This window comes from Bacillus sp. z33 (assembly GCF_058313615.1).
Genome location: NZ_JBZFQN010000003.1, coordinates 340,109 through 357,249, shown reverse-complemented (window position 1 = coordinate 357,249; position 17,141 = coordinate 340,109). Strand labels below are relative to the sequence as shown.

The following is a 17,141-nucleotide window of genomic DNA, read 5'->3' as shown; positions in this document are numbered from 1 at the left end:
TTCTGTTTCAACATGGAGGGGAAATTAGATGGAAAAGAAACCATATATTACGGAAGCAATAATTGGAAATTCCAGCATGCTGGTATCTTTAACAAAAGATGGACAGGCGCAAAGAATCACGTGGCCGAATATCGACTTTCCCCAGCATCTAAATCTATTTTATACAGGTATTCGCGGCATTGAAGGCTCGGTAAAGACCTTCTTCCTTCATGAGAATGTTTGGAATCGTCAACAAGCTTATATTGACCGTACAAATATTTTAGAAACCATCTCTACGCTCGGAGGTTCTGGCTTATCGATCAGACAGATGGATTTCGTGTTACCAAATAAAGATGTCTTTGTACGGCACTTTACATTCAAAAACCTTTCAGAACGCCCACAAAATCTAAGTTTCGTGATTTACAGCGATTTTATGATTGATGAAAAAAGACGCTACCAAACAGTTAAGTTTGATGAAAATACAGATAGCTTTATTCATTATCACAGAGAATATGGCTTTGCGGTTGGCTCTACTCATAACGTCAATAGATTTCAATGCGGGGCTACATTTAAGGAATTAAATGACGGTTATCTACCCGGAAAAAGAATAGCCAATAAATCATCTTGCGGGATTGAATACGCACCGCTTTCTCTTAACCCAAACGAGGAAAAATCGATCACACTTTATATTGCAGCAGGCAGTGGCTCAAAAAAAGCAATTGATGTCTTAAAGGATGCTAAACAGGTCTCCTTTGAGGAACATCTACAGGAGACTTTGCACTACTGGTATGATTATCTAGATCAAGCTAAGCCAGTCGAGATTAAAGACAAACGTACGAAGAAAATATATGAACGTTCTTTGCTTATGTTTCATTTAATGAACAATAAAAATGGCGGTTTTATCGCTGCTCCAGAAGTAGATGAGGAGTATGCCTTTTCAGGAGGATATTCCTATTGCTGGGGCCGTGATGCTGCCTATACGGCTACAGCTTATGCTCGTGCAGGCTATCATAAACAAGTCAAAGAGTTTTATAGATTTGCCAAAACTCTTCAGGATGAAGATGGAAAATGGGATCAACGTCACTATTTAGATGGACATATAGCTCCTGCCTGGGGAATGCAAATAGATGAAACAGGTTCTATTTTGTGGGGACTTCATCAATTTCACGAAATGACCGGTGATGAAGAGTTTATGGTTGAAATGTGGCCCGTTATTGAGAAGGGCGCCGATTTTCTCACCCGATTTATTGACCCTATCACCCATCTTCCATTGCCAAGTATGGATATTTGGGAAAAAAGGGAGGCTGAACACTTTTATTCAGCTGCAGCTGTGTATGGAGGACTTATGGGCTCTGCTGCTTTTGCCGAAAGATTAGGTCATCCTGAAAAAGCAATTCTCTATCGAAATACAGCAGCAGCGATGAAAAAGACGATTCTGCAGATCGGTTACAACGAGACAAATGAAGCCTTTTTCCGCGCTTTTCATTTAAGGCTTGATGAACCGGCTTATTTAAATAAAAAAGCACAGGGCAAAGATGTATCGAAGGAGTATGACTCCAAAGGGTACCCCATCTATCGTCAGGTAAGAGATGATGTGATTGATATATGTCTGCTTGGCCTTCAGGTACCATTCAATATGATTGATGCCAATGATCCAAAAATGAAGCAGACGGCTGCAACCATCGACAGGCTGTGCCGCTCCAAAATCATTGGAGGGGTTGAACGTTTCCCTGGAGATATCTATATAAGTGGTGACCCTTGGATTATAGCTACCTTATGGCTTGCAATTTATTATATAAAAATCAATAAACAGCTGGAAGCTAAGAAATTATTTAATTGGGTAGTCGATCATGCCACTGATTTAGATCTTCTCGCTGAGCAAATTGACAAAATTACGGGCCGCCCTGCCTGGGTATTGCCACTTACCTGGTCACATGCCATGTTCATTTTAACGGTATTAGAAATGAAAGAGAATGGCATGGAAGTATAAGGGACCTTGTGGATAAGTAGGTTTTTCCACAACCTTATACCCGGTTATCACAATTTCTTTTAAATTTGATAGAGGCAAATCCACTTTTCCCTGTGGATAAATAATTTACACTACATCTTTTGGAAGAACTAAAAGGATCTTCAGGCTAATGATTAGCCTGAAGATCCTTTTCTTTTTAGATGTGAATATTAAATCCTGAATTTCTGAACAGCTTGTGCAAGCGCTTCTGCCCGTTTAGATAAATTTTGGAAGGTGCAGCTATTTTACCGACAATAGCAGATTGTTCCTCAAAGGCAGCCGTAATCTTTTCGATATTACTGGATGATTGTATAGAAATGGCGCTCAGCTGCTCCATGGGTACTATCCATCCTTTGCAGGGATTCTGAAATAATGGTTTTCTCTTTTGCGGCTAGTTCAGAGGCAGGTTTCGAACTCTTCGGAACGTTCGCCACATGATCAGTAATTACCTGCATACCCTCCGAAGGATTCGCAACCCCTTTGTTCATGTGGGCATAATGCTGATTTTGATTTAATTGGACTAATGTTGATTATTCAGATCCTTATATACTTCATTTTCATAATACTATTTTCTATATAATTCAAAAAGACTACTTGTTAAAGCTTACTTCCATCCTCGCTCGGAAATAATTGCTGTACTGATTTATAATCCTCCAAAAAGAACTGTTTACTGACAAGTGTTTAGGTAATTCTTATAAGAACATAAGCAGTCATCCATCGATTAAGTTTAAATTCAAATGGTTCTTTATACTGAAACATCACTGATTTATAATCAGAATGCCTCTTATCATTGATTTTAAAAAGGAAATTAAAGGTAAAAGGCATGCTGTTGAACATATTAATAGTTTTAAGTTGACCTTAAACAGGATTTTAAAATAAAATTATTTAGATAAATCAAAAAATATTTGAAATAAACCTATTTTTAAATCGATATACACTAAATCAACCCAGGCTCTTAAAGCAAATTAGATTTTTAGTTTACGGTAAATATTTATAAAAGAGGGTACATATCATATAAGCATGGGGGTTAAAACGATCTCAGAATATCTATATACAAGTAGAAGACAATAATAAAGCAGTGGATTTGGAGGTGCTTACGATGTCAGAACAACAATCCCATCACCATGGGCACAATCATAGTCATAACCATGGAAGCGGGGGTCATCACCATCATCATGCAAATAAAAAAGCACTTGCCATTAGCCTTGGGTTCATTTTCGTCTTTATGATTATAGAAGTCATCGGCGGTATTTGGACTAATAGTCTTGCTCTTCTTTCCGATGCAGGCCATATGCTCAGTGATGCAGCTGCTCTGGGATTAAGTTTATTTGCCTTTACATTTTCTGAGAAGGCGGCTGATTATTCCAAAACCTATGGCTATAAACGCTTTGAAATATTGGCTGCATTTATTAATGGCCTAACATTAGTCATCATTGCCTTCATTATCTATTGGGAAGCCATTGAACGCTTTAAAGAACCGCCTGAGGTCAGTGCAAACATGCTTTGGATTGCTATAATCGGGTTGATCGTCAATTTAATAGTGGCCTGGATTTTGCTGAAGGGAGATACAGAGGAGAATCTGAATATGCGCGGAGCTTTTCTTCATGTATTAGGCGATTTGCTCGGTTCAGTAGGCGCGATTCTTGCTGGTATTTTAATTATTCTGTTCGGCTGGAATATGGCAGATCCAATCGCCAGCATCATCGTCGCAACCCTTGTCTTAGTAAGCGGCTGGCGTATATTGAAGGATTCCTATCATATATTAATGGAAGGTGCTCCAGCCGGTATCAATATAGAGCAGGTACGAGAAAGCCTCATGGGCATAGAGGGTGTCCTAGATATACATGATTTGCACGTTTGGACCATAACATCAGGGTTTCCAGCTCTTAGCTGCCATGTAGTCGTGGAGAAAGAAATAGACCGAGATCTAATCCTTGTTCAATTGCAAAAACGGTTAATCAACAATCATCAGATTGAACATTGTACGTTTCAAATCGAAGGACAGCATATAATAAAGAATATTCAGCATGGAACATGTAATTAGTACTTAAATAAGGATTTTCACCCTTATAGGAAGTCATATTTTAGCCATTTTTTTGAATCAAATTCCAAAAGCATTTGTATGTGAAGGTTCTAACTATTATAATAAATTTAATGGGCGCGGCTAAATTTACATAATTTGTACTTTTTCATTCAGAAAGGGAATATAAAATGATAGGTGATCGTGTAAAAAAAATTAGAAAAGAAAAAAAGTTGTCTATGACGGAATTGGCAGAGAAAGCGGGAGTAGCAAAATCCTATTTAAGCTCGCTCGAGAGAAACATCCAAGTTAATCCGTCTGTCCAATTCCTTGAAAAGATAGCAGCTGTTCTTAATATACCGCTTGATGCTCTTTTACATGATGAACCAGACATGAATAATCTTGATGAAGACTGGGCTCAGTTAGTAAAAGAAGCAATGAAATCAGGTGTATCTAAGGATCAGTTTAAGGAATTTATTGAATTTAATAAGTGGCGCATTAATAAAGAAGAGTAGAAATGTTACAGTAATGGGTTCATATTAGGCTTAAATCATCACTTACAACACCTGTAAGTGATTTCTTTTAGAACGAAATCAAAATAAATACCCCGATCGCTATCACTATAATCGAGGCAGCCCTTTCCCTATTCATTTTCATTCCTCTTTTTTTCCTTCTCTCTCTAAAAAATCCCTGATATCTTCTTTACTAAACCCTAATTTTCGGGCAATCAATATCAGTTCGACCCAATCCTGATCCAATTCAGCACTTACTGTATTCACCAATTTGATTCCCCCTAAAATACTCTCTTGTATTTCAGGCAATCCAGCCATCATAGTTAATACCTTAGACCTGTGACTTTGCGTCCTTATTTTTCAATAAGTTTGCCTTTTTCTGTTAGCTATAAATCAGTATACTATCTTTTGACCTATTTTATTGACACTATTTGTAATTTATTAATAAATACCTAATTATATTTTCCTTCATTTTTCTACAAATATAGGTAAAAAGAATCACTATGCCGTGTTTTAATAGGTTTTTTGTGTCGTAAATAAATGAAATTTGTCGTTTTGAGCTTGATATTTCTCATAGTAGATTTGTTTATTGGCGGAATACTCGACTGCCCTTAGCACCTGTTGCTTGGTTAAATCGTTGCCACAGGAAGGGCAAAGCCACTCTCCCATATCACAGCTACTATAAGAAGCTCGATAACAAAGATAGCAATTTTTGCGATACATAAAATCCCCCCTTCTTTTTGTTCTCTTTTAAGAACATGTATTTCAAAAAAATATTACCTTTCTATCGTTCCTGTTAAACAAAATTAGTATATACATGAATTTCCATCTCTTTCGCACTGCAAAAGACCTACTTACTGTTCTTTTTTAAGAACATCTTACTATTATTATACTATTCAGTCAAATATAAAAGGAAACCTTTTTTAAAGAGAGTAGCCTGATGTACCTGGACCTGTTCTTTAATTGCTACAATGTACCCTTTTTATATGACTATCCCGATGTAAATGAAAAAATCCTCTCACAAAGAGAGAATCCAGACTGTAGACAAAGTCCTTATTATAAGAACCTTGTCTGCTATTTTTTTATGCGGTTCTCCCCTATTCTGCAGCAAATAGGACAGTTCCTTATATATCAAAGAATAATTCAATTTCAACAGCCAGGAAAAGACAAACAAAAGATTAAAAGAAGAACGAGAAAGAGGATAAAATGAATACATCCTATTGAAGATGAGGGAAAATAACGATCAAGAGTATCCCACATATGAATTTAACGAGATTAAGAGAAATAAAGTACTCTTTTCAATCTCTAATAAGAAGGAGGTCACAGGTATATACCTGTGACCTCCCTTTTGGATATTAGCAGACTTCTACCTCTTCCACTCATTGTCCACCATCAATATACCAAGCTCATGATGGTCACCCTCGTACAAGGCATTTTGAACAAGCCTGATTTGCTCATTCGTATCGTAGACTTCGAGTTTACAATGGGCACGATTGGATTGTAATGCTTTATACAGATCATCAGAACTGAAAACCTGTTGACCATTCACCCGGGTCAAACGCTCACCCGCTTTTAATCCCATCCGTTCAGCTGGAGATTCCGGTAGGACACCTAAGATCACTAGTCCTTTTTTCCCCGATGTGAAGTAAGGATTTAATTGACTTTCATTCTTTTTATACACAAAGTGTATAACTTCCCTGCCAATAATCGCAATGATTACAGCTGCTAAACTGCTAATGGGATACCACTTTCCAACTACACCTTGAACCAACACAACGAAACCAAGAATAGCTACATGAGTCCCAATCTTTCCAACCACATTGCCCATCAAATTACTTTTCACTTTAAAGGAGAACCCTATAAAAAATGGGACTAGAATGGGGCTCCAATCTGTTCCGTCAAAAGTAAAGACGGGCCAGAAGTCTCCGGGTACTTCTAGGATTCCATTGGGAATAAATAACAAGACCGGCACGAGCCAAACTCTTTTCGTTCTTTGCGCTCCAATAAAGAGCCCACGTTTCCCTTTTTCAACTGTTGGAGATACTTGAATGGCTCCTCTATTCCTAATTAAAAACCCCTCTGTCATTAACAGCAAACCTGTTAAAACAGCTATTGAGGGATAGATTGCCTGCTCAAATGAAAAATACTTATTACTCAATATACCGTCAAATCCCGTTCCAAATAAAATATAGATAACGAGAAAGGCCAGTCCAACTGTATACGCTGGGGAAAGAAATCTGATTTGCACGCTTAAACTTATCAGTAACATAAGGATGCCTACTAATAAAATAAAATCAAATGGAACATTTAAGCCAATCAGCCCAGTAATAATGGAGAGAATAAGTCCCCAGACTATACTTGGTACAATATATTCCTTCATTTCTATCATAGGATCTTCCACACGGACATGAAACAGTTTTCTCTCCTGTTTGACCCTCATGGAGCCGAGTATATAAGTAAGTATGAATCCAACATAAAAAAGCGGGTGTAAAAACAATTCCCCTATACCTTTAGCTATTTCAATTATCCACGTTTCCCACAAATTAATCACCAACCTTGTATACACTTACTTAATATTCTATCAAATCCCCCCTTTCTTTCCTATCATTCTTTTATGATTGTTATAAGTAAATAGCCAGCGTATGAGTTTAATCGACTAAATTCTCCATTTTCATACAAATATCCCCTGTTACGTAAGATGGCTGTTAATGTCTGAATATCAACTGAATGGACGGGATAATAACAGTATTTGCAACATGTACGTTATAGTTCATATACATGGTCGTTCTAATCACAGGTCTTTTACTGCTCATGCCCCTACTGCTTGAATAGCTGATGAAAAAAGCAAAAAGTGAAGGCATATCCCCTCACTTTTGATGGTTCCTTTATTAGAAGTATTGAAATACAAAGTCTGAGTATGACTTATTATACAAAAGCCCCCTTAAGAAAGACCTTTTTTAATTATCTGCTCTCTTGTGCACTTGAGAAAACCAGCCTTACTGTTGTGCTAACCAGCTTAATCCAGTTTGCAGCTGTCGATCATTTTTTTCATCCTTGATCATTTTTACGATCGTTTGCTGAAGCTTGGCTGCCTGATCCCGATCAACCTCACCGGTTACCGGAAGTTTATGGATTCGCTGAAAGGCTTGGACAGCTTTTTCTGTCTTACTGCTAAAATAACCATCTGTACGTCCAGGGGCGTACCCTGCTCCATCCAACATCTGCTGTAGAGTCTTAACCTGCTTATTATTCATATCCTTACGCAGTGTTTCCGTAACAACCAGAGGCTGCAAAGCATAATAGCTATCTTGCTGCACGGACATCGTTGGCTTAATGCCTTGTTTATGAATCCACTCCCCTTTTGGTGTGAGCCATTTATAAAAGGTCAGCTTAATCGTGCTTCCATCACCCAGTGAAACTGGCTGCTGAACGGTCCCTTTTCCAAATGTTTTTTCACCAATCAGCGGATATCCTTCTGCTTCCTGCATGGCGCCGGCAAATATTTCAGAAGCTGATGCGCTTCCTTTATTAATAAGTACAGCAATCGGATACTCTTTCTCTTCTTTTAGTGTAGAGAAGAATTTATTCTTCTTCCCATTTCTCTCCTGAATTTGAATATAAGGATGCTCATTCGTAACAAACTCCTTCAGAACTTCCTGGACACTTGTCAACAGTCCACCAGGATTTCCCCGCACATCAATTAGCAATCCATCTATCCCGTCCTCTTCCATATCTTTAAGCCCGACAAGAAAATCGTCTGCTGTCTGTTCACTGAATGAGGTAATTTGGATATACCCTATGTTTTTATCTCTTACTTTTTTTAGAGCCGTATGGACTGTTTCAATTGGGATTTCATCACGCTCTACTAAAAAGGTAATCGGAGTATCATTACCGCTTCTTTTAATGTCAATTGTTACTTTAGTACCGACTTTACCACGGATTAAGGATACGACATCATAAAGCTCCATTCCTTTAACTTCCTTGCCGCCAATACGGATAATCTCATCACCGGGTTTAATTCCAGTTCGCTCCGCCGGAGAATTTTTAAATGGCGACACAATGATAAATCTTCCATCCATCAAACTGATTTCAGCTCCAATTCCCTGAAAACTGGAATCCAAAGTTTGCTGAAACTGAGAGGATGTTTCTTCATCCATATACACCGAATATGGATCATTCAACTCGCTAAGCATCCCTTTAATGGCCCCTTCAGTCAGTTGCTGTTCATCTATACGCTCTACGTAATTAGAAGTAATAATATCATAAGCTTGTTTTACTTTTTCTAGCTGGGGCCATGAATCAGCTTGATTCTCTTTTTGATCCTTCGATTCCAGCGATTGCTCCAACGTCTCATACTTCCACCAAAAAAAAGCCAATGTCACAACTAATAGAACAATGACTACAACAAAAGGCCAGTACCTCTTACTATTCATATATCTCTCCTTCCGATTTTTAAAATTCACCCAATAAAAAAGCACTGCACATATCAATGTGCAATGCATAGGTCTACTATATACAGTATGAATGGCTTGTACATAGTATGATTATTATTATCGATCAATTTGCGGACTGGCGCACCTGGAGCAATCGGTCCTGGATCATGAGCAAATACTGCAGAACTGCCAAAAGCGTAGTCAGTATCATAACGCAATCAACAATCCCGCCATTCGCTTCATCAACCTATTCCCCTCCCAATCTTTGTTTATATCTATGTACATTCTCAGAGTTTAATAGTTGAAGATATAAATAGTTCGAGTTGGATATAAAAACATCCTTGGCTACTTGCAATAACGTATCATTATTGGAGGCTATACTATAAAAAAACAACTGATCAGATGTCAAATATCCATTCTCTCTTTTAAGCTCTTCCAATATATGTACAGCCTCTTCCGCTCGTCCTGTCACAATGTAACGATGGGCCTTTTCAGCATCATCATCTGGCACCGAGTCTATATCGACTCCCCAATAAGAATTCAAAAAGTCCATGGTTTTCATCATATATTTCATTCTTGTATGCTTCGTATCGGAGGGCAACGAACTCACAGTGGCCATTGATTTTTTGATCCAGTATCTTGCCGCCTCATAATTTTCAAACAAAAAGGATTCTCCCATTGTATGAAAGAAAGCGGAATAAATAACCGGAAAATAAACCTCCAGTTCACGCCTTTCGAGGACTTCCAGGCATTTTTCTCTGCAAAGATCTATTTTATTCATATATAAATAAGTTAGAACTTCTATTTCAGCTAATCGGATAGAATAGGATTCACGCAAATAATCATTATCCATTAACTCAACCATTGGCGCTACGACGTGCCTAACCTTATGGAATGGTTCGTATAATCCAGTCTCACTGATTCCATATAAGTGAATAATCAAGGAAAGGATAAGTGTCTCATTATTTGTATTTTTCACTTTGAAGATGGCGTCAATTAAGTCCGTTCCTGTTAACAGTCCTTCTTTCTGTTTACTAAAGATGGTATATATAGCGATCCATGTTCTCATTTCGGGATGATCAAGTTCTTTCTCAGACTGGAGGAGAGATTCTACTTCTTTCATATCTCCCTGCATCATAAAATATTCAAGTAAGATATGAGGTTTTATGGCATTCCTGCATTTCATATATAATTCTTTCAGAAAATCCTTCTGTTTTACATAGTTAGTCGGGAATAAGTCATTCAGAGAAAAGATCATACTATGTATATCAATTTTGTCAGGATCATAGAATTCTTTTTGTTTACTAATAAAATCAGTAAACTGCTGCTGATCGTCCTTGATTAAATAATCCTTCAAAATTATACCCTCCATGCCACACCTCACATGTTGTAAAAATTTATCGTATAATACAAATTTTAGCAGTTGATGTCTAAATAGTATATATTATTTATTCTCCAAAATTTGGGGTAAACCGACATTTTTCATGTATTTCACCATTTTCTAAAATAATGGAGGCCTGCCATGACAAAAAAAAACGCAGTTCAGAGGAGAACTGCGTTACTTGCTTATTTAATTCCGGCTTACATACCGCTTAAATAGTTAAGCGGGTCGACAGCATTGGTTTTAGAGGCTGTCCATGGACCCACGTATAATTCAAAATGTAAATGCTGTCCATAAGAGTGTCCTGTATTGCCCATTAGCCCAATTTGTTGGCCTTTGCTTACTGTAGCACCCTCAGAAACATTTCTGGATCTCAGATGAGCATAAACAGTTGTGTAAACTTGCCCATCAATATAGTGAGAGATATAAATGACATTTCCATAAGAGCTGGAGAAAGAAGATCTTGTTACGACACCAGCTGCAGAGGCTACGACAGGAACTGTTCCAGACTTGGCAATATCAATTCCATTATGGTTTTTACCCCATCTTCCTCCAAATCCAGAGGATACATACCCTGCTGCGGGGCGCATAAATTTGCCAGCTGTAACGGCCGGGGCAGCTACTGTAGGACCGCTTCCGCTTCCACTGCTACTACTACTGCCTGTGCTTGCAGCGACCTTGTTAGCTTCTGCTGCCTGACGATCCTTTTCTTGCTGAATCGCTTTTTTTACAGCTTCTGCTTGGCTCGCCAACAATTGATTTTCCTCTTCAAGGCTTAGTTTTTCTTCTTCAAGTTCAGCCTGTTCAGATTTCAAAATAGCCATCAATTTATTTTTTTCGATCTTTTGGCCATCAAGTTTTTCATTGATTGTTACAAGCTCATTTTTCATTGCATTTAATTTGCTAAGCTTGTCTTCAACTTCTTCTTTCTTGGAAACCAATTCAGCTCTATCTTTTTCCTGTTGGTCTAAGATGTCTTTATCCGCTTCCATAATCGTGCTTATAGCACCAACACGTTCGACAAATTCACCAAAACTGCTGGCTCCAAACACAACTTCTAAATAGTTTACTCCCCCGCCATTTATCTGGTAGGACCGAGCACGCTCTTTCAAGATCTCATTACGAGCTTCGATTCGCTCCTCGGTTTCTTTGATGCTATCTTTCAAACTAGTAATTTTCTCTTGTGTTGTTGTAATTTGGCTATTTTTCTCTTTAATTTTTTCTTGTGTTTCAGTGATCGATTTTTGTAACTTACTAAGTTCTGTTTTTACTTCAGCTTTTTGAGATTCAATCTTATTGATTTTACTGTCTGCTTCTGAAATATTGGATTCAACGGCTGATTTCTTTTCTTGGATGTTATTCTTCTTCTGTTGTAAAGAATCAACAGATGCTGCCTGGACACTGCCTCCGCCATATAGGCTGGCAAAACCCAACACAAGTACTGTGCTTAATGCAACAATAGTCTTCTTCACTTGACTTTCCCCTTTCAAACCTAGGTAACACAATTGTCTATTCTCTGTATGTAACCCCCTAGTGACAGGGGGCGCAATTGTTTTATAAAAAGATAGAATTATATTTTCAAAAACTTACGAACTGACATTAAGCTTCCCCAAACCCCAATCATAGCCCCAAAAAGGACAATCAGCAGGGAAACCTGGAAAATAAACGGAGTATATGGGAGTAAATCCATATAATCAACGGTTAATGCAGAGGCGAAATTGTCATAAAGGTATTTATATCCTACAGCAATGAGCGTTATCGGTATAATAGACCCCATTACGCCGAGCCATAAACCTTCTAGGAAAAACGGCCAACGGATAAAACCATTTGTTGCTCCGACTAATCTCATAATCTCAATTTCACGTCTTCTCGCAAAGATGGTGATTTTAATTGTATTGGATATCAGGAACATCGCCGTCAACAGCAAGGCTATAATTAAGACAATCCCAACATTCCTGGACGTATCAACAATAGTAAACATTTTTTCTACGAAGCCTTGTCCATATTTGACAATCTCCACAGATTCCATTTTTTCTGCTTTTTCAGCAACTTTTACGACATCATCAGGGAGATGAGTTTTCAAGATGTAAACATCATTCAGTGGATTATCCTGCTCAAAGAGTTTAAAGGCGCTCCCCTGATCCCCCATAGTCTCTATTAAATTGTTTAATTCATCAGATTTTGGGGAAAAAGTAACAGATTCAACTTCATCTAATGTTTTTAATTTGCTTTCAAGCTGGTTTCTCTGTTCTTCCGTAGCCGTACGATCCACATGCACACGGACTTCAACATTGCTCTCAATGCTTGAAGCAAAGTTATTTAAATTCATCATAATAACAACGAATACACCAACTAAAGATAGTGTAACGGTTACGGCACTGACAGATGCAAATGTCATCCAGCCGTTTCTGCCTATATTTTTAAAGCTTTCCTTAACATGGCGGAAGAAGGTTCTAAAGTTCATAACCGTATTCTCCCTTCTGTTCATCACGTACAATATGTCCATTCTCTATCGCAATAACTCTATGCTGCAATGTATTTACAATCTCTTTATTATGAGTTGCCATTACAATAGTAGTACCAAGCTTATTAATTTCCTCAAAAATCTTCATGATTTCCCATGATGTTTCCGGATCAAGGTTACCAGTCGGCTCATCCGCAATCACAAGCTTTGGTGAGCGGACAATGGAACGGGCAATAGCGACCCTTTGTTGCTCTCCTCCGGATAATTCGGTTGGTATCATACGTACCTTATGCTTTAAACCGACCAAATCAAGTACGTCCATTACCTTTTTCTTAATAGCCTGAGGTCTTTCTTCTGTAACTTCCAAAGCAAATGCTACATTTTCATAGACTGTAAGATTATTCAACAGTTTGAAATCCTGGAAGACCACTCCGATATCTCTTCTTAAATGAGGTACCTTGGAATTTTTGATGTTAGCAATATTTCTGCCATTGATCATGATGGTACCGCTTGTCGGTTTTTCTTCACGGTACATCATTTTTATAAATGTAGACTTTCCGGCGCCGCTTGTCCCCACAACGTAAACAAATTCTCCTGATTTGATTTTTACATTAAGGCCTTTGACTGCTGAAACGCCATTAGGGTATATCTTTTGAACATCAATCATTTCTATCATGTCGTTTTCACCTTTTTCTACCTTCATGTTGTGTAATGTACCTATATTTTTATCGACTGTTGTCGTATTTTCTTGTTTTTTGATGGATTAATCCAGCTTTTGTCCCGGATTTATTATAACATCAGAAAATGTCAGAAAAACCACGGTAATATTACAATTATATTTCAACTATATTACTTTTTTTGTAAGATACCGTAAATATAGTCAGAATAACACTTATAGACCTTTTCTCATTAATAGACCCTTGAAATATAGGTCTATTTACCTAAATTCTTTAAATAGTAGGCAAAGAGAAACCGGTAAGATTATCTCCTCCGGTTTGCATATTAACTATTTAAAATATCATTGCTTACTCATTAGCCATTCCGCTACTTTTTGGGCTTCATCCTCTGCTATCAAATCTGCCAGCATAGCAAGTGCTCCATCATTAATAATGGATTCTATTTGTTGCACGGATAATCTTTCTTCTATTGAAGTCAATTCAGGACCAACACGCCCTTCCAGGGTGTCACCATGACAATTCGAGCATTTTTGTTCATAAATCTTTGCAGCTTCACTTCCATCATTCGCAATAGAAGCAGAAGATGGTGATACAGGTTCATCTTGCCCAGCATCCGAATCAGTTGTACAACCAACAAGGGCAATCATAACAACTGCTATACCAAAATGCAAATAGTTCTTCAGAGAAGTCCCCTCCCAATTTAAGGAATCAACCATTGTTTGCCCTTATCAATAGCTCGAATTAGGCTCTTTTAAAACCTTCTCCCAGTACCTCGGCAGCATCCATAACGACTACAAATGCTTGCTTATCAATCTGCTGAACCACTTGTTTCAATTTTGTGAATTCGGTCTGGTCGACCACACACATTAATACGGGCCGTTCATTTTCTGTATAACCGCCCTGTGCGGACAATCTTGTAACCCCACGGTTGACCTCTTCCAAAATGGCTCTTCTTACTTCCGTCTCTTGATTGGTAATAATCATAACCGTTTTTGATCGATTAATGCCGACCTGAACCAAATCGATTGTCTTGCTGGTCGCATATAATCCTATTAGAGCATAAAGCCCTTGCTCGATATCAAATACAATACTGGCAGCCAATACGATTAATCCATCGATGAAAGCGACACAGGTTCCTAAAGATAGCCCGGTGTATTTATTAATAATTTGTGCTGCCAAATCGGTACCGCCGGTTGAAGCTTTACCAAGGAACACAATCCCAAGTCCCAAACCGACACCAATTCCGCCAAACAAGGCTCCCAATAAAGGATCTTGAGTCCATGGAGACCAATCACTGGTCATAAATACAACAAAGGGGAAAAAGATTGTGCCTACTGCTGTTTTTATTCCAAAATGCTTGCCCAGCAATATAACTCCAGCTATAAAAAGCGGAATATTAAAGGCCCATTGAACAAAGGCAGGCTCCCATCCAAATAAATTATACGTAATCGTACTGATTCCGCTGACACCGCCTGATGCCACTTTAGTTGGCAGTAAAAACTGATTAAAGGAGATGGCGACGATAGCAGAACCTATTAAAACAAATAAATAATCTTGGATGCGATGCAAGAAGGGATGCGATTCCTTCTTAACGTTTCTATTTTTCTTCACGATTCCAGATGCCTCCATCTAAACATTTAGTAAAACATATTCATTCTATACGATATTTCGACATGAAACAATGAAAGGCAATAGGAGATGAAAAAGTCAGACAATAATATTCCACAAAAGACACAGAAAAAAGGCACCCTTAAAGGGCACCTTTGATCAATTAAATCGAAATATCTCTCTTCTTAAAAACAAAAAATGTAATCGCGATAAACAGTAAGTAATAAGCAGCCAGCACACCCAGTGAGAGACCAACAGTTGCACCCTCGAACATAGGAGCTGCTTCCATAATATATCTTCTCAAGTCTAAGTGAGGGAATAAAACAAATTTCAGCCATTCATATCGTTCAACCAGGGAAGTGATTAACATATTCACAGTTGAAGAAGCAAACAGGATGAAAACAGACACACCGACTGCGATTGCCTGGCTTTTAAACAATGTACTCAACATAAAGGCAATCGTGATAATAATAAGGAAACCGGGAATCCAATATAGCATCAACTCAAAAAAGTAAGGACCTGCTTCTAATGTTTTCACTCCATCAAAACTTGCAGGGTCAATCATCTTGTCTGTGAAGGATGCTGATCCAAAGAACATGAGCCCGACGAGGTATCCTACACCAATTAATACAACAACCATCGTACTAGCATATAATAAGGATGTTATATATTTAGAGAGGAGAATCTTCCAGCGCCGATGAGGACGGATTAATAATTGTTTAATCGTTCCATCAGAGAATTCCGCGGAAACGGATGCACTGCATATGATGACAGCAAACAGGGTGACAAATGAAGCGATAGATGTAACCCAGTTCACCATAAATGTCCAGCTTGTTTCTTGATTAGGATTGATACCCGTGTCCAATAACGCCTGGCTGCGTGCAATATCTTCTTTAATCCATTCTTTATCTTCATCCGCAATATTCGGATCATCAAGCTCTGCTTGCTGTGATTGGATATTATTCTCCTCAGCTGTTCTCCAATCTTCTGTCCCTTCATTAATGAATGTCTTTACAAGAATGGCACTTCCTATAATGGCAACAATCAAAAAGCCTATAAAAATATACGAAGATACTTTAGAGAATATCTTCATCCATTCATTCCTGATTAGTGAAATCATACTCGCACCTCCTCTTGCTTCGTAATCTCGAAGAATCGGTCTTCGAGCGTTTTCTTCACGACATTAATTTCAAAAACATCTACTCCTGCTTCATTTAACTGTCGATTCACTTTGGCAACATCTTCACGAGTTGCCTGGATCGCAATCATCTTTTCATCCTGTTTCACAATGTCCAGATTGAAAAATTGCTCTCTGATTACTTTGGCAGCTGTCAATACATTGCTGATGGAAAAGACCACTTCTCTTAAATCCTCTTCTTTTTCTTCTACCCTGTTATTCTCAATATGTATAAGCTTACCTTTCTCAATAACAGCAAAGCGGTCACACATTAATTGCATCTCGGATAATAAATGAGAGGAAATTAACACGCCTATCCCTTCCTGGGCTAATTCGTGTAAATAGTCACGGAATTCTCGTATACCTTGTGGGTCTAATCCATTTGTCGGCTCATCGAGGATTAATAATTGTGGACGATGCAATACAGCCTGCGCAACACCCAGACGCTGCCGCATTCCTAATGAATACGTCTTCACTTTCTTATCCAGGGCATGGTCAAGCTTTACTAAGCGAGCGACCTCATCAATGCGCTCTTTTGTGATTTTTTCTTTAGCCATTCGTGCGTAATGCACCATATTCTTGCGGCCGCTCATATACTTGTAAAACTCAGGATTCTCTACAATCGCTCCTAAATCATGCATAGCTCCTTCAAAATCCTTATCCAAATCATGACCGTTAATCATAACATGTCCATTCGATCGATTGATCAGACTGGCTATCATTCGAATAATGGTCGTTTTACCAGCACCATTGGGACCAAGCAAACCAAAAATTTCACCTTTTTTAACGCTGAAACTCACATCATCAACAATGGTCGTACTACCTATCTTTTTCGATAGTGACTTCACTTCAAGAGCTATCCCATTCATACTTTCACTCCTT

At 38.2% G+C, this 17,141-nt stretch carries 18 protein-coding genes and 1 riboswitch; of the genes, 3 read left to right on the top strand and 15 right to left on the bottom strand.

Annotated elements, in window-relative coordinates:
* Nucleotides 1-28: 28 nt before the first annotated feature.
* Entirely contained in the window at nt 29-1,969 is a 1,941-nt protein-coding gene (locus AC4G3L_RS13490) for a glycoside hydrolase family 15 protein (RefSeq protein ID WP_491077503.1), read from the top strand.
* A gap of 175 nt (nt 1,970-2,144) precedes the next feature.
* Here the strand turns inward: AC4G3L_RS13490 and AC4G3L_RS13485 are convergent, their stop codons facing one another.
* Both AC4G3L_RS13485 and AC4G3L_RS13480 read right to left on the bottom strand, forming a co-directional pair.
* Complete coding sequence (locus tag AC4G3L_RS13485) at nt 2,145-2,324, bottom strand: hypothetical protein (protein WP_491077502.1); 180 nt, start codon at nt 2,322-2,324, stop codon at nt 2,145-2,147.
* Nucleotides 2,284-2,442: a hypothetical protein gene (locus tag AC4G3L_RS13480; protein WP_491077501.1), complete on the bottom strand. Its 159-nt coding sequence runs from the start codon at nt 2,440-2,442 to the stop codon at nt 2,284-2,286. Before AC4G3L_RS13480 ends, AC4G3L_RS13485 begins: the two co-directional genes overlap by 41 nt.
* A gap of 644 nt (nt 2,443-3,086) precedes the next feature.
* Between AC4G3L_RS13480 and AC4G3L_RS13475 the strand changes: the two genes are divergently transcribed.
* Entirely contained in the window at nt 3,087-4,031 is a 945-nt protein-coding gene (locus AC4G3L_RS13475) for a cation diffusion facilitator family transporter (RefSeq protein WP_491077500.1), read from the top strand.
* 167 nt (nt 4,032-4,198) lie between these two features.
* A complete protein-coding gene (locus AC4G3L_RS13470) occupies nt 4,199-4,522 on the top strand; it encodes a helix-turn-helix domain-containing protein (RefSeq protein ID WP_491077499.1) in 324 nt (107 codons plus the stop codon).
* Nucleotides 4,523-4,660: 138 nt separating this feature from the next.
* On the opposite strand, the gene AC4G3L_RS13465 is transcribed toward AC4G3L_RS13470, so the two are convergent.
* From AC4G3L_RS13465 to AC4G3L_RS13405, 13 genes are all read right to left on the bottom strand, one after another.
* Nucleotides 4,661-4,786 carry an anti-repressor SinI family protein gene (locus tag AC4G3L_RS13465; RefSeq protein ID WP_491077498.1) on the bottom strand — a complete coding sequence of 42 codons (126 nt, stop codon included), beginning with the start codon at nt 4,784-4,786 and terminating at the stop codon, nt 4,661-4,663.
* A gap of 34 nt (nt 4,787-4,820) precedes the next feature.
* Nucleotides 4,821-4,903: riboswitch (cyclic di-GMP riboswitch) on the bottom strand.
* Nucleotides 4,904-5,032: 129 nt separating this feature from the next.
* Nucleotides 5,033-5,242 carry a hypothetical protein gene (locus tag AC4G3L_RS13460; protein ID WP_491077497.1) on the bottom strand — a complete coding sequence of 70 codons (210 nt, stop codon included), beginning with the start codon at nt 5,240-5,242 and terminating at the stop codon, nt 5,033-5,035.
* A gap of 643 nt (nt 5,243-5,885) precedes the next feature.
* A complete protein-coding gene (locus tag AC4G3L_RS13455; protein WP_491077496.1) occupies nt 5,886-7,061 on the bottom strand; it encodes a PDZ domain-containing protein in 1,176 nt (391 codons plus the stop codon).
* Between the two features lie 454 nt (nt 7,062-7,515).
* Nucleotides 7,516-8,952 carry a S41 family peptidase gene (locus AC4G3L_RS13450; protein WP_491077495.1) on the bottom strand — a complete coding sequence of 479 codons (1,437 nt, stop codon included), beginning with the start codon at nt 8,950-8,952 and terminating at the stop codon, nt 7,516-7,518.
* A gap of 53 nt (nt 8,953-9,005) precedes the next feature.
* Complete coding sequence (locus AC4G3L_RS13445) at nt 9,006-9,170, bottom strand: hypothetical protein (RefSeq protein ID WP_491077494.1); 165 nt, start codon at nt 9,168-9,170, stop codon at nt 9,006-9,008.
* 29 nt (nt 9,171-9,199) lie between these two features.
* Nucleotides 9,200-10,309 (bottom strand): AimR family lysis-lysogeny pheromone receptor, encoded by a 1,110-nt coding sequence (locus AC4G3L_RS13440; protein WP_491077493.1) that lies wholly within the window; start codon nt 10,307-10,309, stop codon nt 9,200-9,202.
* Between the two features lie 224 nt (nt 10,310-10,533).
* A complete protein-coding gene (locus AC4G3L_RS13435) occupies nt 10,534-11,805 on the bottom strand; it encodes a murein hydrolase activator EnvC family protein (protein WP_491077492.1) in 1,272 nt (423 codons plus the stop codon).
* 98 nt (nt 11,806-11,903) lie between these two features.
* Entirely contained in the window at nt 11,904-12,797 is an 894-nt protein-coding gene (gene ftsX, locus AC4G3L_RS13430) for a permease-like cell division protein FtsX (RefSeq protein ID WP_491077491.1), read from the bottom strand.
* A complete protein-coding gene (gene ftsE, locus AC4G3L_RS13425; RefSeq protein WP_491077729.1) occupies nt 12,787-13,473 on the bottom strand; it encodes a cell division ATP-binding protein FtsE in 687 nt (228 codons plus the stop codon). The genes ftsX and ftsE overlap by 11 nt, the downstream gene beginning before the upstream one ends.
* A gap of 342 nt (nt 13,474-13,815) precedes the next feature.
* Nucleotides 13,816-14,190, bottom strand: a complete 375-nt coding sequence (locus tag AC4G3L_RS13420) for a c-type cytochrome (protein WP_491077490.1) — start codon at nt 14,188-14,190, stop codon at nt 13,816-13,818.
* A 25-nt stretch (nt 14,191-14,215) separates the two neighbouring features.
* On the bottom strand, nt 14,216-15,088 hold the full coding sequence (locus AC4G3L_RS13415) for a YitT family protein (protein ID WP_491077728.1): 873 nt from the start codon (nt 15,086-15,088) through the stop codon (nt 14,216-14,218).
* Nucleotides 15,089-15,245: 157 nt separating this feature from the next.
* Nucleotides 15,246-16,202 carry an ABC transporter permease gene (locus AC4G3L_RS13410; protein WP_491077489.1) on the bottom strand — a complete coding sequence of 319 codons (957 nt, stop codon included), beginning with the start codon at nt 16,200-16,202 and terminating at the stop codon, nt 15,246-15,248.
* Nucleotides 16,199-17,128 carry an ABC transporter ATP-binding protein gene (locus tag AC4G3L_RS13405; RefSeq protein WP_491077488.1) on the bottom strand — a complete coding sequence of 310 codons (930 nt, stop codon included), beginning with the start codon at nt 17,126-17,128 and terminating at the stop codon, nt 16,199-16,201. The genes AC4G3L_RS13410 and AC4G3L_RS13405 overlap by 4 nt, the downstream gene beginning before the upstream one ends.
* Between the last annotated feature and the right edge of the window lie 13 nt (nt 17,129-17,141).

What these genes read in the sequence shown, in the direction of transcription:
- AC4G3L_RS13490 (WP_491077503.1), top strand. Translation starts at nt 29, where the DNA reads ATGGAAAAGAAACCATATATTACGGAAGCAATAATTGGAAATTCCAGC.
- AC4G3L_RS13485 (WP_491077502.1), bottom strand. Translation starts at nt 2,324, where the DNA reads ATGGAGCAGCTGAGCGCCATTTCTATACAATCATCCAGTAATATCGAA.
- AC4G3L_RS13480 (WP_491077501.1), bottom strand. Translation starts at nt 2,442, where the DNA reads ATGCAGGTAATTACTGATCATGTGGCGAACGTTCCGAAGAGTTCGAAA.
- AC4G3L_RS13475 (WP_491077500.1), top strand. Translation starts at nt 3,087, where the DNA reads ATGTCAGAACAACAATCCCATCACCATGGGCACAATCATAGTCATAAC.
- AC4G3L_RS13470 (WP_491077499.1), top strand. Translation starts at nt 4,199, where the DNA reads ATGATAGGTGATCGTGTAAAAAAAATTAGAAAAGAAAAAAAGTTGTCT.
- AC4G3L_RS13460 (WP_491077497.1), bottom strand. Translation starts at nt 5,242, where the DNA reads ATGTATCGCAAAAATTGCTATCTTTGTTATCGAGCTTCTTATAGTAGC.
- AC4G3L_RS13450 (WP_491077495.1), bottom strand. Translation starts at nt 8,952, where the DNA reads ATGAATAGTAAGAGGTACTGGCCTTTTGTTGTAGTCATTGTTCTATTA.
- ftsX (WP_491077491.1), bottom strand. Translation starts at nt 12,797, where the DNA reads ATGAACTTTAGAACCTTCTTCCGCCATGTTAAGGAAAGCTTTAAAAAT.
- ftsE (WP_491077729.1), bottom strand. Translation starts at nt 13,473, where the DNA reads ATGATAGAAATGATTGATGTTCAAAAGATATACCCTAATGGCGTTTCA.
- AC4G3L_RS13420 (WP_491077490.1), bottom strand. Translation starts at nt 14,190, where the DNA reads ATGGTTGATTCCTTAAATTGGGAGGGGACTTCTCTGAAGAACTATTTG.
- AC4G3L_RS13410 (WP_491077489.1), bottom strand. Translation starts at nt 16,202, where the DNA reads ATGATTTCACTAATCAGGAATGAATGGATGAAGATATTCTCTAAAGTA.
- AC4G3L_RS13405 (WP_491077488.1), bottom strand. Translation starts at nt 17,128, where the DNA reads ATGAATGGGATAGCTCTTGAAGTGAAGTCACTATCGAAAAAGATAGGT.